The following is a 25092-nucleotide window of genomic DNA, read 5'->3' as shown; positions in this document are numbered from 1 at the left end:
GGGCGGCTATCCTCCTTTTCTTCTCTCCTATGCGCCTTCTTGCCTGCCTGCTTCTTATGAGCCTCTTGAATAGCTGCTCTACGGCCCGCCCCGATGCCACCACGGCCAATGCCACCAGCAACGCCACGCCGGCGGTAGTTACGGCTCAGCTAACGGCCGTCCAGCAGACCGCAGAACCTGTTCTGCTCTTCGAAAAAACGCCTTGCTTTGGCCCTTGCCCGGTATACAAGGCCACCATCTACGCCGATGGCCGTGTGCAGTACGAAGGCGAACAAAATGTGCCCCTGATTGGCAAGCACGCCCTGCGCCTACCCGCCGATACCGTTACCTACATCCGTCGCCAAGCCGAAAGCATGGGCTTTGGCAGCCTGCGGAGCGCGTACTCCCAGAACGTTACCGACTTGCCTTCCACCTACCTCACCCTGCGTCAGCCCGATGGCAGCCTGAAGGAAGTACGGGTAGAGGGCGGCGCCCCGGCCGAGCTGGAGAAGCTGCTGGCTTATATTCATCGGCACATCAAGCAAATAGCCGTTGCCAAAAACTAGCTTTCCCGTGCCACGCCCTTTAAGCTAGGACGTGGCACGGGAAAGCCGAACTCGCTGGGCTGCTTTTGAAGTAAGCTAGTCTTTGCGCACGCGCTCCAGCACCAGCTGGTTCATGGGGTTGGGCGTGAGGCCTTGCACATTGTTTTGGGTAAGCCGTACCACTTCGTCGTAGTACACGGCAATAACCGGGCTTTCCTCCACAATGATGCGGTCCATCTGACGGTACAGCTCGTAGCGTTTCGCTACATCCTGCTCCAGCTTGGCGCGCTCGTACAGCTGGTCGTAGGCGGCATTTTTGAAGTGGGTTTTGTTGGGCCCCGCCGGCGCGAAGTTCTTGCTGTAGAACAAGGCCAGGTAGTTTTCAGCGTCGGGGTAGTCGCCCAGCCAGCTGCGGGTGAAGAAGGCGGCCCGGCCATTGTCCACCATTTCGCCGTGAGCCGCGCCCTGGTTTACGTCTATCTGCACCTGCACCCCCACTTCGGCCCATTTCTTCTGGTAGTACTCGCAAAATTCCTTGGTCTCGGCCACCGTGTTTAGCCGCAGCTGCAGGGGTCGGCCCGGACCGTAACCCGCCGCCGCCAGCAGCTCCCGGGCTTTCCGGGGCTGGTAGGTGTAGCCGGGCACCAGCTGCTGGCTGAATGACGGGAGAGAAGCTGGTACAAAACCTGAGGTACCGGGCTTGCCCACGTTGTTGAGGAAATACGCCAGAAACTCCGGCTTGTTCAGAGCATAGTTGAGGGCCTGGCGTACCCGTTTATCCCGCAAAGCTGGGTTGGCGCCTTCCCCGCGCAGGTTGGTAGGGTCCTGCTGAATGCCCAAGTACTCCGTGTTCAGGTAAGGCACCTTCTGCAGGCGGAATTTGCCCTTAAAGTCTTCCCGAACGGTTCCATCGGGGTACATGATCAAGTCACGGGAGCCGGAGCGGATGCCGCTCAGAAAGTCCAGCTTTCCCTGCATAAACGTCAGGAACTCGGTTTTGCGGTCCTGGATAAAGCTGATCTGCACCGCATCAAGGTAAGGCAGGCGGCGGCCCTGGCGGTCCTTTTTCCAGTACGTGGGGTTGCGGTGGTAGATGATGGCGTTGCCCTCGTCCCACTCCTGAAACCGGAAAGGCCCCGTGCCCACCGGGTGTTCCCGGAAGTCCTTGCCGTAGCGCTGCACCGCCTCGCGCGGCACTACATAGGCGTAGGGCATGGTAAGAATACCCAGAAAGGGAATAAACGGCTCCTTGAGGTGAATGCGCAGCACCGAGTCGTTTACGGCCACAAAAGCCGTATCCCGCGGTTCGCCCTGGGCGTCTTCAATCACCTTGCCCCGGAAGATCCAGCCCCCGGAGCTAGCCGTGGCTTTGTCCAGCAGCCGCTTAAAGCTGTAGACAAAGTCGGCGGCCACCACGCGGCGGCCTTTGCCCCCGGCAAATACGTCCGAATCATGGAAATACACATCGGGCCGCAGCCAGAAGGTGTAGGTTTTGCCGTCGGGGGAAATGGCGTAGCGCCGGGCCACGCTGGGACCGGGCTTCAGGCTGTCGTCGAGCTCCACTAAGCCGTTGTAGAGCTGGGTGGTGGCCCAGGTATTGGCTTGGTTGCGGGCAAACGCCGGGTCCAGCGAGGTCAGGCTTTCGGGCTGGTTGTAGCGAAAAACGCGGCGGCCGTCGGTGGGCTGCCCGGGGCCGGAGCAGCTGCCCAGGGCAGTAACTAGCACGAATACAGAACCGGAGGCCAGGCGCGAAATCGAAAGCATGAGAAAGGCGGAATCACGTATATTTGTAGCAAAGGTACCCGGTCTGGCTTATGCACTCGGCACCCGGGTCAGCTCTTTCCCTCCTCTATGCAGCTTACTTATTTCGGCCACTCGTGCTTTTTACTGGAAACCGGTGGTAGCCGCGTCCTCTTCGACCCGTTTATTCGCCCGAATCCATTGGCCAAGGCCGTAAACGTAGAGGCTATTGCGGCCGACTACATCCTGCTCAGCCACGGCCACGCCGACCACGTAGCCGATGTGGAGGAAATCGGCAAGCGCACCGGGGCGGCGCTGGTGGGCATGTTTGAAGTGCTCAGCTGGTTTGAAGCCAAGGGCCTGAACGCCGACCTGAAAATGAACATCGGTGGCGCCGTGCAGCTCCCGTTTGGCTCGGTGAAAATGGTGCCTGCCCTGCACTCCAGCTCCATGCCCGATGGCTCCTACGGAGGGCTGGCCGCAGGCTTCATCCTCGAGTCGGAAGGCAAGACCCTGTACTTCGCCGGCGACACCGCCCTGAGCTACGAAATGAAGCTGCTGGCCGAGCAGCACGCCATCGACGTGGCACTGCTGCCCATCGGCGACCATTTCACCATGGGCGTTGCAGATGCGCTGACGGCGGCCGCCTGGGTACAGGCCCCCAAAGTGGTGGGCATGCACTACGACACGTTCCCGCCCATTGCCATCAACCACGCCGACGCCCAGCAGCAAGCCCAGCGCGCCGGTCGGCAACTGGTGCTAATGCAGGTGGGGGAAACCATTACCTTGTAGCAACCCGCCAACTACGATTTACTGGCTAATTGCTACAAGCCACATTTACTTTGATGAGTTGCCAGCCAAGCGCTGACAGCTAACAGTTTTAACCTCATGGGAAAAATCATTGCGGTAGCCAATCAGAAGGGCGGGGTGGGCAAAACCACCTCCTCGATTAACCTCGCGGCCTCCCTGGCAGCGCTGGAGTATCGGACCCTGCTCGTGGATGCCGACCCGCAAGCCAATGCCACCTCCGGCGTGGGCTTCGACCCGAAGGATATTCAGAACAGCATCTACGAGTGCATGGTGGATGGCATCAACGCCCAGGATATCATCCTGCAAACCAATGTGCTGCCCCACCTCGACCTGATGCCCTCCCACATCGACCTGGTAGGCGCAGAGGTGGAAATGATCAACCTGCCGAACCGGGAAGAGAAGATGAAGGACGCCCTGCGGCCCCTGGCCGATCAGTACGACTTCATCATTATCGACTGCTCGCCTTCCCTGGGTTTGATTACGGTAAATGCCCTCACGGCCGCGCACTCCGTCATCATTCCGGTGCAGTGCGAGTATTTCGCCCTCGAAGGCTTGGGCAAGCTGCTCAATACCGTTAAGATCATCCAGAGCCGCCTGAACGAGGAGCTGGAAATTGAAGGCATTCTGCTGACGATGTACGACGTGCGGCTGCGCCTGAGCAACCAGGTGGTAGAGGAAGTAAAGCTCCACTTTCAGCAGCTGGTGTTCGACACCATTATTCCGCGCAACGTCAAGCTTTCCGAGTCGCCGAGCTTCGGCATTCCCGTCATTCTGCACGACGCCGAAAGCAAGGGCTCGATCAGCTACCTGAACCTGGCCCGCGAAATCGTCGAGAAGAACTCGGTGGACGCTACGCCGGAAGCGGCGGAAGACAACGCGGCTTAGCTTTCAACGAAAAGCCCCGGCACACGTCGGGGCTTTTTTATGGTTGAGCTTGCGCACTAAAATCTCCGGTCCCAACTGCCGGCAAAAAACAGAATAGCAATCTGTTTTGCCCGGTTTATACGCCATTCACTGGCTATTTCCCCAACTTCCTGTTCCAGAAAGTTGGCCTGACTGCTTGATAAGCAGTAAATTCAAGTCTTCATCAGGCCATTTTTGGCTTTATCACCCTTCCAAACGTTTCCCTGCTGTGCGTTATTTATTACTCTTTTCGTTGGCTACCGGGCTGTGCGTTGCCGATGCTGCGGCCGCGGGCGGCGCACCCGGGGCTTCGGCTGCCGCCCCGGCTCAGGGCGCGGGCACGGGGCTCACGGCCAGCTACTACAACAATGGCACCCTGGCCGGCTCTCCGGCAATGCGCCGCATCGATAAGTCCATTGATTTCCGCTGGGGGCTTAATCCACCGGCATTTGGCATTCCGGCCGATTATTTCTCCATTCGCTGGGAAGGCCTGCTGGCTGCGCCTTCCACCGGCACCTACCGTTTTGTGGCCAATACCACTGATGAAGTGCGCCTGTGGGTGAACGGCCGGAAAGTACTCGATACCTGGGGTGGGCGCAAAGCCGATGGCAGCGAAGGGTTCATTCAGCTAGCTGCTAACGAAAAAACCAGCTTCAAGCTCGAATACGCCGCCGGCGAAGGCGAGGCCAGGCTGCAGCTGCAGTGGATTCCCCCGGGCCGTGCCCCCCAAACGATACCGACGGCCAATCTGTACCCGGCTGGCTCCACGCTGATGCCTGATCCGGAAACCGGGGCGCCGGCCGCAGTAGCAGCGGCTCCGGCCCCTGCCCCCGCCGCGCCGGCTCCCGCCAAGAAAAAGGAAAAAGTAGAGCGCAAGCCCCCGGCGCCCAAGCAGCCAGCGGTGGCCGCCACCAAGCCGGCCCCTGCCCCGGAGAAACCAGTAGCCGCGGCCAAGCCCGCTGAGAAGCCGGCTAAGCCTGCAAAACCAGCAAAGCCGGTGGAACCAGTAGTAGCGCCGGCCCCACCCGTGGCCCTCGAGCCCGCCGTGTACATCCTCACTTCTCGCACCACCGGCCGGCCCCTGCAGGTAGATGACCCGGCCCGGCCCAATATGCAGGCCTACCAGCCTTTGCCCGTGGGTACCAGCGTGCCGCCCAGTGCTACGCCCCAGTGGCGTATAGAGAGCCTGAACAACGGGTACTACCGCCTCGTGGTGCCCGGCAACAACCGCGTGCTGGAAGTATTGGGCAGCGCCACGTCCAACGGCACTCCCATGAACCTCTGGCCTTACTACAGCGGCAACAACCAGATCTGGCGCATCGAGCCCGTAGAAGGTGGGTTCTATAAGATTATTGCCAAGCACAGCAACAAGGCCCTCACCGCCCGCGACTCTACCGACAGCGGCGTGCAGCAGTGGCGCTACCGGGACAATGAAAACCAGCACTGGAAGCTGGAGAAAGTAGCCCCGCCCAAAGCCGAGCTGGCCCGTACGGCCGTGGCCCGCCCGGGCATCGGAGCCAACAACATGAGCATCTACCCCAACCCCAGCAACGGCGTAGCACAGCTGACTTACACGCTGAAGGAAGAAACGCCCGTGGGCTGGGTACTCTACAGCCAGCGCGGCGCCGTGGTGCGTGTATCGGACTACCGCCGCCGTCCCCTGGGTAGCCAGCTTCAGACCCTGGAGTTCACCGATCTGCCGCCGGGAGATTATTCCCTCCACCTCACGGTAGGAACTTCCACCACGCGCCACCAGCTTTCCATTCGCCAGCCTAGTGCCACCGCTACCGGGGCCAGCGCCGAAGAATAGTTGAAGTACCCTTTTCCCACCGGGCCCGGTCGTCAGCAGATGACCGGGCCCGGTTTTTGTTGAGCAAGCGCCTAGCAAGCCAAGCTACGGCAGACTTCTGGCATTCCCCAACAAAATTTCCCGCGCTTCCCCGGCGTTTATGTATTTTTGAATCCTGCTTTTGCCCGAAGTTGGGCGAAAGCGCATTGCAGGTATGTCAGAGAAACCCGAAGAGAAGTCGACGCCGGCGGCGGCCCCGAAGCGTAAAATTGGTGGCCTGGGCCGGGGCCTGAATGCCCTTATTGAAGGCAGCTACGAGAAGAAGAGCGAACGGCTCGTCTCGCACCCGGTGAACTCCGTGGGGCTGATTGCGGTGGGACAGATTCAGGCCAACCCCTACCAGCCCCGCACCCACTTCGACCAGGAAGCATTGCAGGAGCTGGCCGAGAGCATTAAAGTGCAGGGCATTATCCAGCCCGTGACGGTGCGCCAGACGGGCACCAACACCTACCAGCTCATCAGTGGGGAACGGCGTTTGCAGGCTTCGAAGCTGGCCGGCCTGGAGGCTATTCCAGCCTACATCCGCAAGGCCGACGACCAGCAGATGCTGGAAATGGCACTGATTGAGAACATCCAGCGCGAAAACCTTAATGCTATTGAAATTGCCCTCAGCTACCAGCGGCTGGTAAGTGAGTGTAATCTGAAGCAGGAAGAGCTGGGCGACCGGGTAGGCAAAAACCGCTCGACGGTGACCAACTACCTGCGCCTGCTTAAGCTTCCGCCGGATATCCAGATTGGCTTGCGCGACGCCGTCATTTCCATGGGGCACGCCCGCGCCTTGATCAATATTGAAGACACAGAGCAGCAGCTGGCTTTGTTTCGCCGCATTGTAGCCGAAGAGTTATCGGTACGGCGCGTGGAGCAGCTGGTGCGCAACGGGGGCAGCTCGGCCTCCCGCCCCGATGCTCCGGAAGCGCAACCGGTGCACGACGAAAGCCTGCACGTGCCCGTAGCCGAACTGCGCCGCACCGAGCGGCATTTGTCGGAACGGTTTGGCTCCCGCGTACTCGTAAAGCCCGGACCACAGGGCCGGGGGGAAATCAAAATTGCCTTTGACTCCGTGGAAGACATGCAGCGAATCCTGCATATTCTACAACCTGCCTAACGCTACCGTACCCCCTATGCCTTCGCACCTGCGTATTGCGCTGATTGGGCTTCTAGGCATGTGGCTGACGATTTTTTCGGCCCAAGCCCAGACGGTAACGGCCGGCCCCGACAGTACGCAGGTAAACACGCAAAAGTCGGTAACAGACTCCAGCCGGCGTACCGAGAAGTTTCTGGGCTGGCGCGTTACGCGCCCGAAGAAGGCGGCGCTGCTTTCGGCTGTTCTGCCGGGCGCGGGTCAGATCTATAACCGCCGGTACTGGAAGCTCCCGCTCGTGTACGGGGCCATTGGGGCTGCCGTGGGCACGGAGGTATTTTACCAGATGCGCTACAAAGAATACTCCCTGGGCTATAAAAACCGCACCGACGGGGTTGCGGCCACAGTAGATACCGGCCCCCGCTCTAGTCGCGAGGCTTCGGCCGCTAATGTACGCGTGGGGTTGGAGTTCTACCGTCGCAACCGCGACAAGTGGATAGCCTTTACCGCCGTAGCTTACACGCTCAACATCGTAGATGCCCTGGTAGATGCCCACCTGCGCGACTTCGACATCAGCGACGACCTGAGCATGCAGTGGCAACCTGACGTCTTGCGCGTCCCTACGGCCCGCCTAACGCCCGGCGTAGCAATTTCTCTCACGTTGAAATCCCACAAGTAGTACATGAAAATTCTGCTGATTGGCTACGGCAAAATGGGCAAGGCGCTGGAAGCGCAGGCCCAGGCCCGCGGCCACCAGATTGTCGGCATCGTGGACCCTTCCCGCCCGGAAGTGCGCCTCACCGATTTCACGCCCGCTCAGGCCGACGTAGCCATTGAGTTTACCCATCCCGACGCGGCTTTTCAGAACGTGGTGACAACCCTGCGGCAGGGTATTCCGGTGGTGTGCGGCTCTACGGGCTGGCTGCATCATTTCGACGAAGCCCGGGCCGTAGCCCAGGAAACGGGCGTAGGCTTATTCTACGCGTCCAACTACAGCGTGGGGGTAAACCTGTTCTTTCACTTCAATGAGTACCTGGCGGCCAAAATGCACCAGTTTGGGGGCTACAATGTGCAGGTGCGGGAAATTCACCACGTGCACAAGGTTGATCAGCCGAGCGGTACGGCCCTGACAACGGCCCAGGGCATCATGCGCCATTTTCCCACCAAAACTACTTGGCGCAACGAGCCAACCACGGACGCGCACGAGCTGGCCGTGGTATCGGAGCGGGAAGGCGAGGTAGTGGGCACGCACGTCGTCACCTATTCCTCCACCCTCGACACGATTGAGCTACGCCACGAAGCCCATAGCCGCGACGCCTTCGCGCAGGGGGCCTTGCTGGCCGCCGAGTGGCTGCCGGGCAAAGCGGGCATTTTTGGCATGAATGATTTGTTGGGGCTGTAAACCAGTAGCAAGCTGGTCATTGGCCGCTTACCTTGGCGGCCTCTCGGGGCGGGCAGCCGTTAAACTTGCAGTGCTCCTAAAGGCCACAGTTCGGTACCTTTTTCGGATATTCCGGCGTTTATTGGCGGCCACGCTGGCTGCCTGCTTTGCTTTCTGACCTGATTTATGGCCGTAAAATTCTGGGAGAAACGTCCTGAGACGGAAACCCCCAAAAAACCCAAGAGTGCAGCCCGCGAGTGGGGCGACGCCATTCTGTTTGCTGTGGTAGCCGCTACGCTTATTCGTTGGGCCACCTTCGAGGCGTACACCATTCCGACGCCTTCCATGGAAAACTCCTTACTCGTAGGCGACTACCTGTTTGTGAGCAAGCTGCACTACGGCCCCCGCACGCCCCAAACCCCGCTGCAGGTGCCGCTCACGCATCAAACCATCTGGGGCACCAACATCCCCAGCTACTCCGAAGCTATTCAGCTGACGGCGCGCCGTCTCCCCGGTTTTTCGGAGGTGAAGCGCAATGACGTAGTAGTGTTTAACGTGCCGTTTGAAAAGCAGCATCCCGCCGACCTGCGCACCAACTACATCAAACGGTGCATAGGCGTAGCCGGCGACCAGATTGAGGTGCGCCAGTCGCAGGTGTACATCAATGGTAAGCCGGCCACCAACCCGCCGCACCTGCAAACCAGCTACTCGCTTTACACCGACGCGCCCATCCGGCCGGAGATATTTCAGGAGCAAGGCATCGTGGAGTACGACTCGCCCAACGGCGCCCCCATGCTGGGCTACGCCGGTGATACGGTGCTGTACAGCCCGGTGCACATGACCAAGGAAGCGGCCGACTTTATGCGCCAACAACCTTACGTGAAGCGTTTGGTCGAGCAACGCTTGCCGGCCGGGGTGCCCGACCCCAGCGTGTTCCCGAACTCGGTAGACTTTCCGGCTCCCACCCCGCTCAGCGCCACTACCCGCCCCTGGAATGCCGACAACTACGGCCCGCTCCAGATTCCGAAGGAAGGCCAGACCGTGCAGATCAACCGGGAAAACGCCGGCATCTATTTCAAGATTGTGGGGCAGTACGAGCACACGCCCGGCATCACCTGGAAAGATGGCCTCATTTACCAGAATGGGCAACCCCTCACGAGCTACACCTTTAAGCAGGACTACTACTTCATGATGGGCGACAACCGCCACAACTCCCAGGACTCACGCTACTGGGGCTTCGTACCGGCCGACCACATTGTGGGCAAGGCCGTGCTCATCTGGCTTTCCGTAGACCCCAACGCGCCCAGCTTCTTCAGCAAGATTCGCTGGAACCGCCTGTTTCACCTCATCGACTAACGACAGAACCACGGATTTGCGCGGATTCTACGGATTTCGTGGACGGCTCATTCCGCTCCTAAACACAAAAAAAGCCTCGCACACTGCGAGGCTTTTTTTATTACGTATCATCCTGAGCGCAGCGAAGGACCTTTTTACGTGGTAACAAGTCGTGCGGGCGTGAGAAGGTCCTTCGCTGTGCTCAGGATGACAAACTGAGTAGAGCAAATCGTCCCCAAAATCCGTGGAATCCGAAAAATCCGCGCGAATCCGTGGTTCCTCCTACCACACAATGGGCTCTTTGCCATGCTGGGCGAGGTAGGCATTGGTTTGGCTGAAGGGGCGGGAACCGAAAAAGCCCCGGTCGGCAGCATAGGGCGACGGATGAGCCGCTTTCAATACCAGGTGCTTCTTGGCATCAATGATTTCGCCTTTCTTCTGGGCATAAGCGCCCCAGAGAATAAACACGACATGCTCCTTTTGCTCCGACACCTGCTGGATGGCGGCATCGGTAAACTGCTCCCAGCCTTTCTTCTGGTGGGAGCCTGGTTCCCCGGCCCGCACGGTAAGTGTGGCATTCAGCAGTAGTACGCCTTGGCGGGCCCAGCGGTCCAGGTTGCCGTTGGGAGCCGGCGGGGTAGCCGGAATATCGTCCTGAAGTTCCTTAAAGATGTTTTGCAATGAGGGCGGGGTCCGCACGCCCTCGGCTACGGAGAACGACAAGCCATGCGCCTGGCCCCGGCCGTGGTAAGGGTCCTGGCCCAGAATCACCACCTTCACGGCGTTGAAGGGACAGGCCTCAAAAGCATGAAAAATCTGGGGGCCGGGCGGATACACGGTGGCCGTGGCGTACTCGCCCCGCAGGAAAGTGGTGAGGTGCTGAAAATATGGTTTTTCGAACTCCGGCTGCAAGGCCTTGCGCCAGCTTTCTTCTATCTTTACAGTCATTGGAAAAATCTTTCTGGGCGGATACGGTGGGCCGATGCGTTCGGACTTGCGTAAATAAACCAAATCCCGCATTCCAGTGTTATTTTCATTCCACCGAACCGCCTTGCCGTCATGAATACGATCAGTACGCAGGGAGTAACCGTGAGTGTTACGACCAACTACCTACCCGACTACTCCAGCCCCGGCCAGGAGCACTATGTGTTTGCGTACAAGATTGATATTCGCAACGATAGTGAGTACACCGTCAAGCTGCTGCGCCGCCATTGGTACATTTACGATGCCAACGGGGTAGTGCGCGAAGTGGAAGGCGAAGGCGTAGTAGGCCAGCAGCCGGTGCTGGAGCCCGGCGAGTCGCACCAGTACGTATCGGGGTGTAACCTCAAAACCGGCGTGGGCAAAATGCGGGGCACTTACCAGATGGAGCGCCTTGTGGATGGCAGCCACTTCGATGTGGATATTCCGGAGTTCACGCTCATCGTCCCGTTCCGGTTGAATTAGTTTAGTGGGGAATTAGGAACTTGGCTGATGTTTCCGGCAACGCGTCGTTGCCCGCCAGCCAACTACCGACGTTCTCAAGTCCCCGATTTCCTTGCTTTACCAGGTTCTCAGTTATTTCCGGTTCTACCTCCGCTCGGGGAATGCACATGGCCTGCATTCCCCGTTCGTTTTTGACCTCTACGCGCACGTCATGAACCACGATGGAGCGTTTGCAGCGTTTCCTGCCATCGAGCAGCGCCGCCGGGAGCTAAGCCAGAGTACGGAGGTACTTACCGTCCGGGATTTTGGAGCCGGGTCCCGCCTGGGCGCGGGCCGGCAGCGGCGCGTGCGCGATATTGCCCGCACCGCCGCCAAGCCCCGCCCATTAGCTCAGCTCCTATTTCGGTTGGTGAACTGGCGGCAGCCGCACACGGTGCTGGAGCTAGGCACTTCCTTAGGCCTTACCACCGCTTACCTGGCCGCCGCTTGTTCGCGGGCCCAGGTGCTGACCTTCGAAGGCTGCCCCGCCACGGCGTCGGTGGCCCGGCAAACGTTCCAGGAGCTCAAACTGAGCAATATTCAGCTTATCGAAGGCAACCTCGACGAAACCCTGGCCCCAGCCTTGGCCAAGCTAAGTGAGCCGCTGGATTTCGCTTTCTTCGACGGCAACCACCGCTTCGAGCCAACCATGCGCTACTTCGAGCAATGCCTTCAGCACCGCACCGATGAGAGCCTGTTTGTGCTGGACGATATTCATTGGTCCCAGGAAATGGAGCAGGCCTGGGCTGCTATCAAGCAGCATCCTGAGGTAACGCTCACCATCGACCTATTTTACGTAGGCTTGGTTTTCTTTCGGAAGAAGCAGCCGAAACAGCATTTCACGTTGCGCTTCAACCATGTAGTAGACAAGCTTCTGGAGCGCACGCGGCGGTTGTCGGCCTGAGAAACGTGTTATGGCGAGCTACGCGAAATCATCCGGCCAGAATCTACTTATCAAGCCTCCGAAATGAGAAAAGCCCCTACCGTCAGCATAGACGGTAGGGGCTTTCTGATTGTAGTAGCAGACTGAATTTGTTGAAAGCCGCTGGCTTTGCGTGGCTCACAACGAAGCGTACAACTTACCGTACAGCCTCCCGCACCCGCGTGAGCTTCACCAGCAAGTCTTCCAGCTGCTGCAGCGGGAGCATGTTGGCGCCGTCGGATTTGGCGGTGGCCGGCGTGGGGTGCGTTTCGATGAACAGCCCGTCAGCCCCTACGGCAATGGCGGCTTTGGCAATGGTTTCGATGAGCTGGGGCATGCCACCCGTCACGCCGCTGCTCTGGTTAGGCTTTTGCAGAGAGTGCGTCACATCCATTACTACGGGTACCCCGAAACTGCGCATGGCGGGCAGGTTGCGGAAGTCCACCACTAGATCGGAGTAGCCGAAGGAGTTGCCGCGGTCCGTCAGAATCACGTGCTCATTGCCCGACTGGCGCACTTTGTCCACCGCAAACTGCATGGCTTCCCCATTCAGGAACTGGCCTTTCTTGATGTTGACCACCTTTCCTGTCTGAGCGGCGGCAATCAGCAGGTCCGTCTGCCGGCACAGAAAGGCGGGAATCTGCAGTACGTCCACGTACTCGGCAGCCAAGGCAGCCTCATCCGACTCGTGAATATCGGTGACAGTGGGCACGCCGATTTCGCGGCCTACTTTCTGCAGAATCTTCAGCGCTTTTTCGTCGCCGATGCCCGTGAAGGAATCCAGGCGGGAACGGTTGGCCTTGCGGTAGGAGCCTTTGAAGATGTAGGGAATCTGCAGCTTATCGCAGAGCGTACGCACCTGCTCGGCAATCCGTAGGGCCATGTCTTCGCCCTCAATCACGCAGGGCCCGGCCATCAGAAAAAACTGACCGGAGTTGGTATTGCGAAAGTGCGGCAGGGCGTTGGCGAGAGTTTCAATCATGGTTGCAGAAGCAAATGGGTAGTTTTCCAGCTATTATCTCTTCGTCAAACAAATAAACAGCTCCCGCCCTTGACGGGGTTTGAGCGAGTTAGTGGCCGTTTCGAAATGCTTGAACTCGAAGTAGGGCGCAAAATACGACCGATACTCTTCCCGCGTGCCGCCGAAGGGTGGCCCGGGCTGACTGAACTCAGTATCGAAGAGCAAGCCCATGAGCGTGCCCCCGGGCCGGAGTAGGTGGGCGCACTGGCGGGCATAAGCAGGACGCAGGGCCGGATCCAGAGCGCAGAAGAACGTTTGCTCCACGATAAGATCGTAGGGCGGCGAGGGCTCCAGCGTGAAAAAGTCCTGCAGCAAAAGGTGCCCAGCCGGAAAGTCGGGGACGCGCTCCTGCAAGGCCTGCAGGGGCTCGGGCGCCACGTCGGCCACCACTACGTTGGGCCAGCCGTGCCGGTGCAGGTACTCGGCTTCGTAGGCCCGCCCTGCCCCGGGAATGAGGATACGACGCGCATCGGGTGGGCCCAGCTGGCTGAAATATTCCCGCAAAGGCGGCGTTATGGCTCCCGCATCCCAGCCGGTCTGGCCGAGGGCGTAACGCTGCTGCCAGTAAGCGGCATCAAGGACAGATTCAGTCGACATATTAGGGCAGGATTGTACCTTCGGACTTGCCCAGGTACAGAACTCCGTTATTTTTGCCTGAAGGTACTGCCCATCCCGGATTGTCCGGCCTCTCACCTAACTTCTTTCTAATGGAACAAAATCAAACCCCGGAGCCCAAGAACAACAGCCGCGTGCTGCTGATTGTCGCCCTTATTCTCGTGCTGCTGGGCATCAATGGCGTCCTTTTCTACATGAACCAGCAGAAAGGAAAACAGAATGAGCAACTCACGGCCGATGTGAAAGCCAAAGATGTAAAGCTGGAGGAGCAGATCAAGCAGTTTGAAGCCCTGAAAGCTGATTTTGAGCGCCAGAGCCAGGAAATGCAGGGCATGGGCTTAGCCAACGACTCCCTCAAGAACCGCATTGCCTCTATTAATGCCGACTTACTGAAGCTGCGCTCCTTCCGGGCCGGTTCTTTCTCCATCACGGATCAGAAGCGCTTCCGTGACCGGGCCGCCAATTTCGAGCGTCAGCTGCGGGTAAAGGATGAGGAAATTGCCAAGCTGAAGGCTGACAACGAAGCCCTCTACACCGAAACAACGACGCTGAAAGAGCGTCAGAACAAGCTCACGGATACCATCAGCACTATTGCGCGCACCAACCAGGAGCTCAGCGAGAAAGTAAGCATTGCCTCGCGCCTGCAGGCTGAGAACATTCGGGTCAACGTCATCAACAGCCGCGGCAAGGAGAAAGACGATGAAAAGGATGAGTTTAAAGCCAAGCGCGTGGAGAAGGTGAAAATCAACTTCAACCTGGCCCGCAACGACGTCGCCCCCAAAGAAACCAAGCAGATTATGCTGCGCCTGATTGAGCCCGATGGCTCGGCGCTCTACAACCTGAGCACCGGCGGCGGCACTTTCATGGTAGATGGCGCCGAAGCCTTCTACACGTCCAAGCAGGAGCTGGTATTCGACAACACCAAGCAGAACATTCAGTTCGTGTACGCCAAAGGTGCAGAATACAAGCCCGGCCCCCACACCATCGAACTGTACGCCGACGGCTACCTGATTGGCACCACCAAATTCACGCTGAAGTAGGAGCCCTGGATTCGCGCGGATTTTGTAGCCGGCGCAATCTGCCAATAAAACAAAAAGCCTCGCAGTGTGCGAGGCTTTTTGTTTTGTAGCCCTGTCATCCTGAGCAAAGCCAAGGGCCTTCTTCCGTTGCATCAAGTCGTGCGGGCGTGAGAAGGTCCTTCGCTTGTTCAGGATGACAGATGATCAACAGGGCAGATGACCTACGCGAGCCTAACATTTGCGCCGGCTACAAAATCCGGGCAATCCGAAAAATCCGCCTGAATTCGTGGTTCCGTCGTTTAGCGAAACTGCTGTTCAAACTCATCCAGCTTCTTGAGCGTGCCGCTGATATTTTCGGTGAACATCACCACGACCGAGCCATCGGGAGCCGTCTGCAAAGCGTGGTCAATGGCATCCATCTCATGTTCGATGTAGTTGATGGCCACCCCTGGGTTATCGAGCTGCAGGCCGCGCGTCATCAACTCGCGCAATTCCTCTGCGGTTTTGCCGCGCAGGTCCCGGTCCTGGCGCAGAATGATTTCATCGAACATGCGGCCGGCTACGCGGGCAAAGCTGAGCGTGTCTTCTTCGCGCCGGTCGCCCAGCCCTGATACCATCCCGATTTTACGCGTGGCGGGCGTTTCGCGCAGGAACTCCTCGAATTTCTCGATACCGTGCGCGTTGTGGGCGTAATCCACGATGACCTCAAACTTCGGGAACTTGTAGACGTTCATCCGGCCCGGGGTCTTCGTGCTGGAGGGCACAAACGTCCGCAGGGCAGTTTTGATTTCGTCCCGCTCGAAGCCGCACAAGTAGCCGGTAAGTGCCGTAGCCAGGGAGTTTTCGATGTTGAAGCGGGCCCGGCCACCAAAGGTCACGGGGAACTCCGCCGCGTGGTCGATGCGCAGCTTATACGAGTTCTTATAAATGGTTACGTAGCCTTCCTCGTACACGGCGGCCACTCCCCCATTCTCCACGTGGTCAAGAATTCGCGGGTTGTTTTCGTCCATGCTGAACAAGGCGACGCGGCACTCCAGCTTTTCGCGCATGGCATACACCAGGTCGTCATCGGCATTGAGCACGGCCCAGCCGTTTTTGCGCACCGTGCGCGGCAGCACCCCCTTCACAGCCGCCATTTCCTCCACGGTGTGAATGTCGCGCATGCCCAGGTGGTCGGCGGCAACGTTGGTTACCACGGCAATGTCGCAGGTGTGGAAGCCTAGGCCGGAGCGTAGCATGCCGCCCCGAGCCGTTTCCAGCACGGCAAAGTTCACCGTGGGGTCTTTCAGCACAAACTCTGCGCTCTGCCCGCCGGTACAGTCGCCTTTCTGCAGCTGCTTGCCCTGAATGTAAATGCCGTCGGTGGTGGTAAAACCTACCTTATAGCCTTTAGACGTTACCATATGCGCAATGAGGCGCGTGGTCGTGGTTTTGCCGTTGGTGCCCGTGATGGCAATAATAGGAATACGGGCCGTGCTACCCCGCGGGAACAGCATGTCCACTACGGGAGCAGCTACGTTGCGCGGCAATCCGTCGGTGGGTGCAATGTGCATGCGGAATCCCGGCGCAGCATTGACCTCGATAACGGCCCCACGGGTTTCGTTTAGCGGAATGGCTATGTCGTTGGTCAGTAAATCAATACCGCAGATATCTAGGCCCACAATACCAGCCACGCGCTCAGCCAGCAGCACGTTGTAGGGGTCCACGATATCCGTCACGTCGGTAGCAGTGCCGCCCGTGCTGATGTTGGCCGTGCTTTTCAGGTACAGCACCTGCCCAGTCGGCAGCACCGATTTTAAGGTTAGCCCCTGCCCTTTCAGGATGCCCAGCGTGTGCTTATCAGCCTTGATGCTCGTCAGCACCTTTTCGTGGCCTACTCCCCGACGCGGGTCCTTGTTTACTTCTTCAATCAGTTGCTGAATGGTGCTGGTACCGTCGCCCTTCACGGCGGCGGGGGTGCGCTTGGCGGCGGCCACCAACTTGCCGTTCACCACCAGTAACCGGTAGTCGTCGCCCACGATGAACTGCTCTACTATCACAGCTCGGGAATATTCCTGCGCGGCTTTCAGGCCGGCCACGGCGTCTTTCCAGTTGGTGATGTTGATAGTGGCACCCTTGCCGTGGTTGCCATCCAGGGGCTTAGTCACGATGGGAAAGCCCAAGTCGTCGATGGCGTCGCGCAGGCCGGCTTCGGAGTACACGGTAGTGCCGTTGGGCACGGGTACGCCGGCGTTGCGGAGCAGGGCCTTGGTGCGGTTTTTATTGCCGGCTACTTCCACCCCGGCGTGGGAGGTGTAGCTGGTGGTCGTAGCCCAGATGCGCTTCTGGTTACAACCGTAGCCCAGTTGAATAATGCTGCTGTCCTGCAACTGGATGTACGGAATGTTGCGCGAGGCAGCCTCGGCGACAATGCTGTAGGTGCTGGGGCCGAAAAACTCTTCTTCCCGGATATCGTGCAGCTCGGCAATAATAGGCTTGATATCGACCTTCTGCTTACGGCACAGGGCCTCTACAATCTCTACGGCGGCCTTGCCCGCTACGCGCCCGGCGCGCTCCTCCTGGTAGGCAAACACCACGTAGTCCACGCCGGCCTCGTGTGCGGGGTAAGATTTTCCCCAGTGCACCGTCATGCCCGCCAAGCGCTGCAGTTCCAGGGCTACGTGCTGGATGACGTGACCCAGAGGTTCCCCATCGGCGAGTTGCTCTTGCGTGAGTGGAGGGTGCTTCAGTACCTGCTGAGAGGTGTAAGCCGTGAAGGTTTGGGGCTTGCCCAGGTCGGGCAGCAATTTGGTGAGGCGCTTATCGAGGCCCGGAAACGCATTCGACCACTGATCGGCCAAATCTTCCAGGTCCACTTTCATCACAATAATCTTGTGGTGCTTCACCGACCAATAGCTCGGCCCGCGCATAGTGCGGAGGTCAACAATCTTCATATAAGCGAAAGAGGAAGAGAACAGGGTTTTGAGTGCCGTTGTACGGCCTACCGAAATGTAGGGATTCCCGTCCGAGAATCCTTCCCTCCTATTTTTTTCGCTTATTTTCTAATTGCTTGAGAGCAAGCAGCCTTTATCAGATAAATAATTGACCGTGAGCCTGCTAGCTTACTAGCAAAAAAAAGCCCCAACCGGGGCTAATCGGTTGGGGCACTCATCATAACTGCTGAAAACAGGAACAAGCAGGTAAGAAGAGGTGACGAGCGGATTCGAACCGCTGTAGGAGGTTTTGCAGACCTCTACCTAGCCACTCGGTCACGTCACCGGGCTTTGAGGTTGCAAACTTACAACCTTAATATGGCTTCTACCAAACTGCTTGGCTGTTTTTCCGAGAGCGGGCGGTAAGTCGTTGGCCGTGTGCCATAAAAAAAGCCCCGACCTGCGCCGGGGCTTTTCTTAAGCTGAGAGCTAAGGCCGTTTAGGCGTTCTTCTTCTCGTCAGCGGTTTCGTCGGTTTTGTCGTCGCTCGACAGGGCGTTTTTCACCGTGTCTACTACGTCGCCGGCTACTTCCTTGGCTTTCTCCACGATACCGGAGTGCGAAGCGGCGTCTACAACGTCGCCAGCAACTTCCGTTACCTTGTCGAAGGCGGCCGAAGCGGCGCCAGCTACAGCAGCAAAGATGCCACCTTCTTCGGCAGCGGGAGCTTCGTCAGCTTTGGCAGGGGCCTTTTTGTCGGCCTGCGTCTTCAGCTTCTGCTCACCAGCCTCACGCTCGTTGCCCATCATCTTGTCGCGCAGGGCGCTCAAAGCATCCAGGTCGCCGAGAGTTGACTTCTCAGCAGCAGCGGGCTTCTTCAGGTCGCTCAGCTTGCCTTCGCCTTGGGCGGCAGTGGCAGCGCCAGCAGCGGGCTTCTTCTTCGCGAACTTGGCGTTGCGGCTATCTTCTTCAGCCTGCTGGTTGTAAGCAGCCGAGTGCGACAGCACGATACGACGGTCGTCCTTGGAGAATTCCACCACGCGGAAGTCCAGCGTTTCGCCGTTCTCAGCCTGCGAGCCATCTTCTTTGGCCAACGACTTGGGATAAGCGAAGCCTTCGATGCCGTAGGGCAGCTCCAGCACGGCACCGCGGTCGGTTTTCTCTGTGATGGTAGCCTTGTGAACCGAGCCAGGAGTGAACACCGTCTGGAACGTATCCCAGGGGTTTTCTTCCAGCTGCTTGTGGCCCAGGGCCAGACGACGGTTCTGCACGTCCAGCTCGAGCACCAGCACGTCCAGACGGTCACCCACCTTCACTACTTCCGAAGGATGTTTCACCTTCTTGGTCCACGATAGGTCGGAAACGTGCACGAGGCCGTCAACACCTTCTTCCAGTTCTACGAACAGGCCGAAGTTGGTGAGGTTACGCACGAGGCCGTTGTGCTTGGTACCCACGGCGTACTTGGTGCCGAAGTCGGCACGCGTCCATGGGTCTTCGCTCAGCTGCTTGATGCCAAGGCTCATCTTGCGGTCTTCGCGGTCGAGGGTCAGGATCTGCGCCTCTACTACGTCGCCCTGCTTGATGAAGTCCTGCGGGTTGCGCAGGTGCTGGCTCCAAGACATTTCCGAAACGTGAATCAGACCTTCTACGCCGGGCACGATTTCCATGAACGCACCGTAGTCGGCCACGTTCACAATGCGACCCTGCACTTTCGAGCCGGGCTGCAGGTCCTGGGGCAACGAATCCCATGGGTGAGGAGTCAGCTGCTTCAGGCCCAGTGAAATACGCTTTTTGGCTTCGTCGAAGTCCAGCACAACGATGTTGAGCTTCTGGTCGAGCTGCAGAACCTCCGAAGGGTGCGCAATGCGACCCCACGAAATGTCGGTGATGTGCAGCAGGCCGTCTACGCCGCCGAGGTCGATGAACACACCGAAGTTGGTCATGTTCTTGATAACGCCCTCGAGGATCTGGCCTTTCTCCAGGTTGTTGAGGATGGCTTCGCGCTGCTTCTCGAGGTCTTTCTCGATCAGGACTTTGTGCGAAACAACCACGTTGTCGAAAGCGGCGTTGATTTTTACCACTTTCACTTCCATGCGGCGACCCACGTAGATGTCGAAGTCCCGGATAGGCTTCACATCAATCTGCGAGCCGGGCAGGAAGGCTTCTACGCCGTCCAGGTCCATGATCAGACCACCTTTGGTACGACGCTTCACCACGCCTTCCAGCACGGTGTCGTTTTCCAGGGCGTCATAAATGGCTTTCCAGGCCTGCTTGATCTTCGCTTTCTTGCGCGACAGGATCAGCTGACCGTTCTGGTCTTCCTGGTCTTCGATGAACACCTCAACCTCGTCACCAACTTTGAGGTCGGTCAGGTCGCGGAATTCGGAGAGGGGCACCAGGCCATCGGATTTGAAGCCGATGTTGAGGATAACGTCGCGGTCGGTGATGCCCACCACGATGCCTTTTACTACTTCTTCTTCCTGTACCGTCGTGAGGGTCTCACCGTACATCTGCTCCATTTCGGCGCGCTGCTCGGCGGTATAGTTACCTCCGAAGCTATTCGCTCCGACGTTGTCCCAGTCGAAGTTGTCAACTACTTCTGCCATGATAGTATGCAGTGGCCCTCGTATACACGTCCGGCGCAGGGCCCGCCTCCGGAACGCGTTTTTGTTTGATACACAGCGCACTTACGCCGGCCCGCCACCCTGGCGGGGGCGCAAAGATACGGAGTTTAGGGGAGAGTTACGACGCTGTTTACAAGACCAGACGTAGCGGCTGAGAACAAAAAGACCTCACTTTCCAGTGAGGCTTTACGGTGCCGAATTTTCCAGTCTTTCCCATGGTGTGAGTTTAACCCGCTGCTTGCGCAAACAAATGACTGGGGATGTGACTTTTATGCTGCCGATACTCCCGGGGCGACAGGTGCGAGAAGGTGCGAAAGGTCCTGCTAAAGTGAGCCTGATCGGTGAACTGGCAGGCATGCGCAATGGCGGTGAGTGAAAGCTCTGTGGTGTGCATCAGTTCCACGGAATACCGATATTTCTGGTACAGTAGGGTCTGCTCGGCGTTCATCCCCGTGAGGGTCTGCAGCTTGCGCGTGAGGTGCCGGGGCGAAAAGCACAGCTGGTCGGCTAGGGCGGGCACCGTGAGGCCGGAAGTAGCGGGGGTATTGAGGTACTGGTTCAAAAACTGTTCCTGCGGCGTGACCTGGGGCAGGCGCGAGAGGAGCCACTGCTGCCCGAGCGCCACCCGCCCGGCAAAGGAAGGCTGCACCATCAGCTGCTCCCACAAGTTGCGCACGTGCGGATGCACTAGCGTCAGGTCCAGGCACTGGTTCACAAAATCGGACGCTTCAACTCGGAACAGACTCATCGCCACTGTGGGGCTGAGCACCATTCCGAACATGGTGTGCCGTTGCGGAAGCTGCATCTGAATCGGCAGGGAGTTGAAGCCGCTCAGCATGCAGCTTGGTATTGGAAAGCGCTGGGCGTTAATCTGAGCGGTTAGCGGCGCCCAATCGTTTAGATTGAAGATGAGCTCTACCGTTCCTTTTGGGATAATAGTTTCGTGGCCTTCGGTCAACTCCTGCCGTTCTACCTGCCAGCAATTTTGCAGGGTACCATGCAGGGGCGAATGGGACGGAATCTGGTAGTAATACTCCATGACTAAGGGGAACCGCGCTGCCGCTGGCGGCTGAACTACATCTACAAAATACACCGTTTTCTTTCAGAATACTCTAGAGCCGGAGAATACCTCTCTATTGCTGCAAACAGCCAGCCCTACACACGCGAAGCTGGCGGTTGGCGGGCTGGCCTTAGCCAAGCAGTCGGTCGACCAGTATCGAACTGAGCGCGCCCGCAGTCACTAGCCAAAAGAGTTGGTTAAACCGGGCCTGCTGGCGCAGTAGCTGGTCCGCCCGTGGAGAACAGCCCTGCACGCCAACGGGCGCCTCACACGCAAGCAGCCGGGCTAGTACCAGCAGCAGACGCCGCAGGTTAGCGGGGCGAGTGAGCGTAGTAAAAACAGCAAAAGGACGCATGATGTACCGGTGCAAGTCCAAGGAAAAACAGTTCAAGCTGGCCCACCACAGGGCCCGATTTTTACTTCCCCATTGGTGCGGGGGCATTGGCAAACTTGCGGTACTTGCCCATGAGTCTGCCCACGCGGTACGTGGTAGGAATGATGACCTTGCGCACGAAGGCGGGAATACTAGGTAGGCTGTACTCGCTGGCATAACGCGTGATCAGGAAAGCCGCATCAAACCGCTCGGGCTCTAGCTTTCCTACTTTGCGCTGAGCTGCATAAATGGCGGACAGAAAGAAGACGATGGTGTTGGCTGGCTTGACCCACCCCTGGCAGTTGAGAATGTCGTCGCCGGCGTTCCAGAAGCGGTGAGCTACGCCGCGCTTAAATATCACCGTTTCCCCGGCCTCGGCAAACTGCTCGGGCTCACCCAGGATCTGGTAGCCGATGCGGCCTTTAACTACGGTCAGGCCTTCGTCCTGCAGGTGGTGAACGTGCATCAGCGGCCCCATGCCGGGGGCCACAAAGTTTTCGACCAGGAGCCGGTCGCCATCGGGCTCGGGCACTAATTTTTGGAAGATTAGGGTTTCACCAAGGCCATTGTCGATGGTGAGGGGCAAGGAGGTTTTCATAGCACAGTAGGGTTGTAGAGTGGATGTGCTACAAAGGTCATCGACCAAGCTCCGGATTACTTGTATTTAACGGACATTCATTCTGTGTCATCCCGGAGAGTATCCCTACTAACCGATCTATACCGTTAGAACAGAAATAAAAAAGAGCGACAACCTGGGTTGTCGCTCTTTTTTGTTTCTGGGTTTCCAGAGGCGTTTACCGCCGCCCCAACTCCCGCAAATGGGCTACGTGCGAGGCTACGGCGTAGCGCATTTTGGGGTACTCGTGGTACTCGATGTTGAACTCCTCGCACATCTGGCGGATGATTTTATTCAGCGCCGGGTAATGCACGTGGGAGATGGTGGGGAACAAATGGTGCTCCACCTGGAAGTTGAGGCCGCCTACGAGCCAGCTGATAAGCTTGCTGTCGGTGGCGAAGTTGGCGGTGGTTTTGATCTGGTGGATGGCCCACTCGTCCTCGATCTTGCGGGTGGTTTCGTGGGGCACGACAAAGTCGGTGTGCTCAACGGTGTGGGCCAGCTGAAACACAATGCTGAGCGTGAAGCCCGCCACGCAGGCAAAGGCCACAAAGCCAATCAGCCAGCTCCAGAAACCTACGGTATAGATGGGCAGCGCCACAAACAAACCCAGGTGCAGCACCTTAAAACCCCAGAATACGCCCTGGTCGGTAGCGGACATTTTCTTGATGGGCATTTCGCCGATTTTGCCCTTGAAATACTTCTGGTAATCCATGTAGAAAATCCAGGCAATGAAGAGCAGGGCGTAGAAGAACCAGAAGTACAGGTGCTGGAAGCGGTGCAGCTTGCGGCGGGGCTGCTCGGGGCTGAGGCGCAGCCAGGGCTGGGCATCGAGGTCATCATCCACGCCTTCCACGTTGGTGTACATGTGGTGGATGAGGTTGTGCTTTATGTTCCACATGAAAGAATTCCCCCCCATCACGTTCAGCGTGAAGGCCGCAAACTGATTGATGAACTTCGACTTGCTGAAGGACCCGTGGGCCCCGTCGTGCATGACGTTGAAGCCAATAGCAGCTCCAATAAGACCCAGCAGAATGCACTCGCCAACAGCCAAAAGGGCGGGTGGTGTCCAGAATACCAAGTGCAGATACACAGCCACAAAAGCGGTGGTCAGCAGCAGGGCTTTGAAGAACAGGGTTTTACCGCCGGTAGTCGATTTACCGGCTTCCTGGAAATAGGCGTTGGTGCGGCGCTTCAGCTCCTGATGAAAGGAGCGGGACGCAGAGAATTTGGGTGGCTGCATGAAAACAAAGGGAAAAGAAACGGCGGCAAAGGTACCATCATCTACGGCGCCGACCTCGCCAAAGGATTGAAAGTGCCGGATTTTATAAAGGCTACTAGCTAAGCGCTGGAGTCTCTTGGTAGCCTACCGACAGGAATGGTGCCAGAATGGTTCAGCGGGGGCTTTAGGCCTGGTGCTCCTGATCAGGATAAGAGCCGCTTCAGCTAGCGCTGGTTACTTTGCGGCTACTTCGCCCCCATTTGGTAGTGGCAGGCCCGGCCGTAGCAAACCCCGCAGTTCCCGGAGGGGCACAAACAGCCGGACTTCGCCAAATGCATACGCCGCTACTTCGTAGGGCACGTAGATAAACTCCGCGCCCCCGCTCGTGAGGTACACGTTGTGCGTGACGGGCAGAGTTTCGTCAAAAAGGACTTCAGAAAGCGAAGCGTCGGGGGCCAGATGGTAAGCCCGCCGCAACGCGGCCGCCAACAAAGGCTGCAGCTTGACCTCGGCGTCGGGCCGGAAAATGGCCTCGTAGGTAAGGCGGCGGCCCGTGCGTGTATCGAAACTGGCCGCGGTGGTACCGTAGTTGCCATGGGCGCCGCCCGTGAAGCTGTAGGTGTAGAAACCCAGGCTTAGGAGCGGGGCTTGGTTCCAGAGCACGTGGGTGAGATGTTGCTCCTCGTAGTTGAGCCCAATACCCAACGCCGGATAATCGGCAGAGTCACCGGGGATGGGCTGCAAGGCGGCCATGTCCTGGCGGTAGTCTTGGGCGTGGGTATGTCGTAATTCTTTCCAGTAGACAGCCAGCGCGGGCACGGGGGTATCAGGCAGCGTGTCTCCGCGCAGACCACGGACCACCTGCGCTGCTACAGCCGATGCTGCTGTTCCGGCTACGACAGGCTCCAAGGCCAGTACGCTCAGGCGGGCCTGCGGGGAGTTCTCCAGCTTTGGGAAGGCTACCACGGAATCCTGCAGGAAGATGCTGCGAAAGGCGAGGCTGCCAGCCGGGCGCGCCAGCCGCAGCCGCATGGGTTTTCCATTCCACGTCCCGGTTAGTTCGTGGCCTTGCCGCCGCAGCCGCCATACAGGTCCATCGGCACCCAGCGTAGGCGCATGCTCAGGGCTGAAATCAACCAATACCACGCTATCTGGCGAAGCACTGCTCCGCCCACCCAGCTGAAAGGGCTGGCCATTAGAGCCGGCGTAGCAGCCTAGCATCCCTTCCGTTTCGGTGTCGCCAGGAAGGCTTGGCCAGGTGTGCAGGTGCAGGGTAATGGAATCGGGTGAGCCGGGAAGCACGCCCCGATACTGGGCGTAGGTGGCTCCCGGGGTGTCGGCGGCGCTAGCAGCGCCAGGGGCAGTGGCCGCTGGGCGGGTAGTAGTGGCTTGGTCGGTGTCGGCGGAGCGGGACCTGCAGGACAGTACAGCCAGACTCAGCGCCCCAAGCAGGAAAAAACGGGTAATTGCCATAGTCCTGCAAACGTACGCAACCCGTCTGACCTCCTCCCAGCAAACTGGACCGCTGTAAAGTAGAGGAATCAGGCACTTGTCGTACCTTAAAACCAAGAGACACGTGCCATGAAAAAGACGAAGTTTACCGAGGCGCAGATCGTGTTTGC

At 58.4% G+C, this 25092-nt stretch carries 21 protein-coding genes and 1 tRNA gene; 11 read left to right on the top strand and 11 right to left on the bottom strand.

Annotation, left to right across the window (positions count from 1 at the left end):
* Window positions 1–56 precede the first annotated feature (56 nt).
* Entirely contained in the window at window positions 57–545 is a 489-nt protein-coding gene (locus FY528_RS19830; RefSeq protein WP_149072761.1) for a DUF6438 domain-containing protein, read from the top strand.
* A 75-nt stretch (window positions 546–620) separates the two neighbouring features.
* On the opposite strand, the gene FY528_RS19825 is transcribed toward FY528_RS19830, so the two are convergent.
* Window positions 621–2288, bottom strand: a complete 1668-nt coding sequence (locus tag FY528_RS19825) for an ABC transporter substrate-binding protein (protein ID WP_149072760.1) — start codon at window positions 2286–2288, stop codon at window positions 621–623.
* Between the two features lie 87 nt (window positions 2289–2375).
* Here FY528_RS19825 and FY528_RS19820 point away from each other — a divergent pair, with 87 nt between their 5' ends.
* The 7 genes from FY528_RS19820 (at window position 2376) to lepB (ending at window position 9644) form a co-directional block, all read left to right on the top strand.
* On the top strand, window positions 2376–3056 hold the full coding sequence (locus FY528_RS19820; protein ID WP_149072759.1) for a metal-dependent hydrolase: 681 nt from the start codon (window positions 2376–2378) through the stop codon (window positions 3054–3056).
* A 96-nt stretch (window positions 3057–3152) separates the two neighbouring features.
* Window positions 3153–3959 carry a ParA family protein gene (locus FY528_RS19815; protein WP_149072758.1) on the top strand — a complete coding sequence of 269 codons (807 nt, stop codon included), beginning with the start codon at window positions 3153–3155 and terminating at the stop codon, window positions 3957–3959.
* 247 nt (window positions 3960–4206) lie between these two features.
* The gene (locus FY528_RS19810; protein ID WP_168681050.1) at window positions 4207–5787 is read left to right on the top strand and encodes a PA14 domain-containing protein; all 1581 of its coding nucleotides are present in this window, start codon (window positions 4207–4209) and stop codon (window positions 5785–5787) included.
* Window positions 5788–5980: 193 nt separating this feature from the next.
* A complete protein-coding gene (locus tag FY528_RS19805) occupies window positions 5981–6931 on the top strand; it encodes a ParB/RepB/Spo0J family partition protein (RefSeq protein WP_149072756.1) in 951 nt (316 codons plus the stop codon).
* 16 nt (window positions 6932–6947) lie between these two features.
* Window positions 6948–7586 carry a DUF5683 domain-containing protein gene (locus FY528_RS19800; RefSeq protein WP_149072755.1) on the top strand — a complete coding sequence of 213 codons (639 nt, stop codon included), beginning with the start codon at window positions 6948–6950 and terminating at the stop codon, window positions 7584–7586.
* A gap of 3 nt (window positions 7587–7589) precedes the next feature.
* A complete protein-coding gene (dapB, locus tag FY528_RS19795) occupies window positions 7590–8309 on the top strand; it encodes a 4-hydroxy-tetrahydrodipicolinate reductase (protein WP_149072754.1) in 720 nt (239 codons plus the stop codon).
* A gap of 165 nt (window positions 8310–8474) precedes the next feature.
* Window positions 8475–9644 carry a signal peptidase I gene (gene lepB / locus FY528_RS19790; RefSeq protein WP_149072753.1) on the top strand — a complete coding sequence of 390 codons (1170 nt, stop codon included), beginning with the start codon at window positions 8475–8477 and terminating at the stop codon, window positions 9642–9644.
* Window positions 9645–9905: 261 nt separating this feature from the next.
* On the opposite strand, the gene FY528_RS19785 is transcribed toward lepB, so the two are convergent.
* Window positions 9906–10571 carry a uracil-DNA glycosylase gene (locus FY528_RS19785; RefSeq protein ID WP_149072752.1) on the bottom strand — a complete coding sequence of 222 codons (666 nt, stop codon included), beginning with the start codon at window positions 10569–10571 and terminating at the stop codon, window positions 9906–9908.
* Window positions 10572–10682: 111 nt separating this feature from the next.
* Here FY528_RS19785 and apaG point away from each other — a divergent pair, with 111 nt between their 5' ends.
* Together apaG and FY528_RS19775 are read left to right on the top strand one after the other, a co-directional pair.
* A complete protein-coding gene (gene apaG / locus FY528_RS19780) occupies window positions 10683–11069 on the top strand; it encodes a Co2+/Mg2+ efflux facilitator ApaG/CorD (protein WP_149072751.1) in 387 nt (128 codons plus the stop codon).
* A 190-nt stretch (window positions 11070–11259) separates the two neighbouring features.
* A complete protein-coding gene (locus FY528_RS19775; protein ID WP_262384067.1) occupies window positions 11260–11991 on the top strand; it encodes an O-methyltransferase in 732 nt (243 codons plus the stop codon).
* A gap of 175 nt (window positions 11992–12166) precedes the next feature.
* Here the strand turns inward: FY528_RS19775 and kdsA are convergent, their stop codons facing one another.
* A complete protein-coding gene (kdsA, locus tag FY528_RS19770; RefSeq protein WP_149072749.1) occupies window positions 12167–12991 on the bottom strand; it encodes a 3-deoxy-8-phosphooctulonate synthase in 825 nt (274 codons plus the stop codon).
* A gap of 33 nt (window positions 12992–13024) precedes the next feature.
* A complete protein-coding gene (locus tag FY528_RS19765; RefSeq protein WP_149072748.1) occupies window positions 13025–13627 on the bottom strand; it encodes a methyltransferase domain-containing protein in 603 nt (200 codons plus the stop codon).
* Between the two features lie 110 nt (window positions 13628–13737).
* Between FY528_RS19765 and FY528_RS19760 the strand changes: the two genes are divergently transcribed.
* Complete coding sequence (locus FY528_RS19760; protein WP_149072747.1) at window positions 13738–14685, top strand: DUF8428 domain-containing protein; 948 nt, start codon at window positions 13738–13740, stop codon at window positions 14683–14685.
* 278 nt (window positions 14686–14963) lie between these two features.
* Here FY528_RS19760 and cphA read toward each other — a convergent pair whose 3' ends face one another.
* From cphA to FY528_RS19725, 7 genes are all read right to left on the bottom strand, one after another.
* Entirely contained in the window at window positions 14964–17597 is a 2634-nt protein-coding gene (cphA, locus tag FY528_RS19755) for a cyanophycin synthetase (protein ID WP_149072746.1), read from the bottom strand.
* 254 nt (window positions 17598–17851) lie between these two features.
* Window positions 17852–17922, bottom strand: a tRNA-Cys gene (locus FY528_RS19750).
* A gap of 153 nt (window positions 17923–18075) precedes the next feature.
* Window positions 18076–20181 (bottom strand): 30S ribosomal protein S1, encoded by a 2106-nt coding sequence (rpsA, locus tag FY528_RS19745; RefSeq protein ID WP_262384066.1) that lies wholly within the window; start codon window positions 20179–20181, stop codon window positions 18076–18078.
* A 244-nt stretch (window positions 20182–20425) separates the two neighbouring features.
* Window positions 20426–21238 carry a helix-turn-helix transcriptional regulator gene (locus FY528_RS19740; protein ID WP_149072745.1) on the bottom strand — a complete coding sequence of 271 codons (813 nt, stop codon included), beginning with the start codon at window positions 21236–21238 and terminating at the stop codon, window positions 20426–20428.
* A gap of 437 nt (window positions 21239–21675) precedes the next feature.
* Complete coding sequence (locus tag FY528_RS19735; protein WP_149072744.1) at window positions 21676–22230, bottom strand: cupin domain-containing protein; 555 nt, start codon at window positions 22228–22230, stop codon at window positions 21676–21678.
* Between the two features lie 196 nt (window positions 22231–22426).
* Complete coding sequence (locus tag FY528_RS19730) at window positions 22427–23491, bottom strand: fatty acid desaturase family protein (RefSeq protein WP_149072743.1); 1065 nt, start codon at window positions 23489–23491, stop codon at window positions 22427–22429.
* A 213-nt stretch (window positions 23492–23704) separates the two neighbouring features.
* The gene (locus FY528_RS19725) at window positions 23705–24943 is read right to left on the bottom strand and encodes a DUF3298 and DUF4163 domain-containing protein (protein WP_149072742.1); all 1239 of its coding nucleotides are present in this window, start codon (window positions 24941–24943) and stop codon (window positions 23705–23707) included.
* Window positions 24944–25092: the final 149 nt, after the last annotated feature.

This window comes from Hymenobacter lutimineralis, assembly GCF_008271285.1.
GTDB classification, from domain to species: Bacteria; Bacteroidota; Bacteroidia; order Cytophagales; family Hymenobacteraceae; genus Hymenobacter; species Hymenobacter lutimineralis.
This window is presented reverse-complemented; position numbering and strand designations above follow the sequence as displayed.

Coding starts and splice junctions, on each gene's coding strand:
- kdsA (WP_149072749.1), bottom strand. CDS start 12,991: ATGATTGAAACTCTCGCCAACGCCCTGCCGCACTTTCGCAATACCAAC.
- lepB (WP_149072753.1), top strand. CDS start 8,475: ATGGCCGTAAAATTCTGGGAGAAACGTCCTGAGACGGAAACCCCCAAA.
- FY528_RS19830 (WP_149072761.1), top strand. CDS start 57: ATGAGCCTCTTGAATAGCTGCTCTACGGCCCGCCCCGATGCCACCACG.
- FY528_RS19725 (WP_149072742.1), bottom strand. CDS start 24,943: ATGGCAATTACCCGTTTTTTCCTGCTTGGGGCGCTGAGTCTGGCTGTA.
- FY528_RS19760 (WP_149072747.1), top strand. CDS start 13,738: ATGGAACAAAATCAAACCCCGGAGCCCAAGAACAACAGCCGCGTGCTG.
- FY528_RS19805 (WP_149072756.1), top strand. CDS start 5,981: ATGTCAGAGAAACCCGAAGAGAAGTCGACGCCGGCGGCGGCCCCGAAG.
- FY528_RS19820 (WP_149072759.1), top strand. CDS start 2,376: ATGCAGCTTACTTATTTCGGCCACTCGTGCTTTTTACTGGAAACCGGT.
- FY528_RS19730 (WP_149072743.1), bottom strand. CDS start 23,491: ATGCAGCCACCCAAATTCTCTGCGTCCCGCTCCTTTCATCAGGAGCTG.
- apaG (WP_149072751.1), top strand. CDS start 10,683: ATGAATACGATCAGTACGCAGGGAGTAACCGTGAGTGTTACGACCAAC.
- FY528_RS19825 (WP_149072760.1), bottom strand. CDS start 2,288: ATGCTTTCGATTTCGCGCCTGGCCTCCGGTTCTGTATTCGTGCTAGTT.
- FY528_RS19800 (WP_149072755.1), top strand. CDS start 6,948: ATGCCTTCGCACCTGCGTATTGCGCTGATTGGGCTTCTAGGCATGTGG.
- FY528_RS19735 (WP_149072744.1), bottom strand. CDS start 22,230: ATGAAAACCTCCTTGCCCCTCACCATCGACAATGGCCTTGGTGAAACC.
- FY528_RS19765 (WP_149072748.1), bottom strand. CDS start 13,627: ATGTCGACTGAATCTGTCCTTGATGCCGCTTACTGGCAGCAGCGTTAC.
- FY528_RS19740 (WP_149072745.1), bottom strand. CDS start 21,238: ATGGAGTATTACTACCAGATTCCGTCCCATTCGCCCCTGCATGGTACC.
- FY528_RS19785 (WP_149072752.1), bottom strand. CDS start 10,571: ATGACTGTAAAGATAGAAGAAAGCTGGCGCAAGGCCTTGCAGCCGGAG.
- dapB (WP_149072754.1), top strand. CDS start 7,590: ATGAAAATTCTGCTGATTGGCTACGGCAAAATGGGCAAGGCGCTGGAA.
- FY528_RS19815 (WP_149072758.1), top strand. CDS start 3,153: ATGGGAAAAATCATTGCGGTAGCCAATCAGAAGGGCGGGGTGGGCAAA.
- cphA (WP_149072746.1), bottom strand. CDS start 17,597: ATGAAGATTGTTGACCTCCGCACTATGCGCGGGCCGAGCTATTGGTCG.
- FY528_RS19775 (WP_262384067.1), top strand. CDS start 11,260: ATGAACCACGATGGAGCGTTTGCAGCGTTTCCTGCCATCGAGCAGCGC.
- rpsA (WP_262384066.1), bottom strand. CDS start 20,181: ATGGCAGAAGTAGTTGACAACTTCGACTGGGACAACGTCGGAGCGAAT.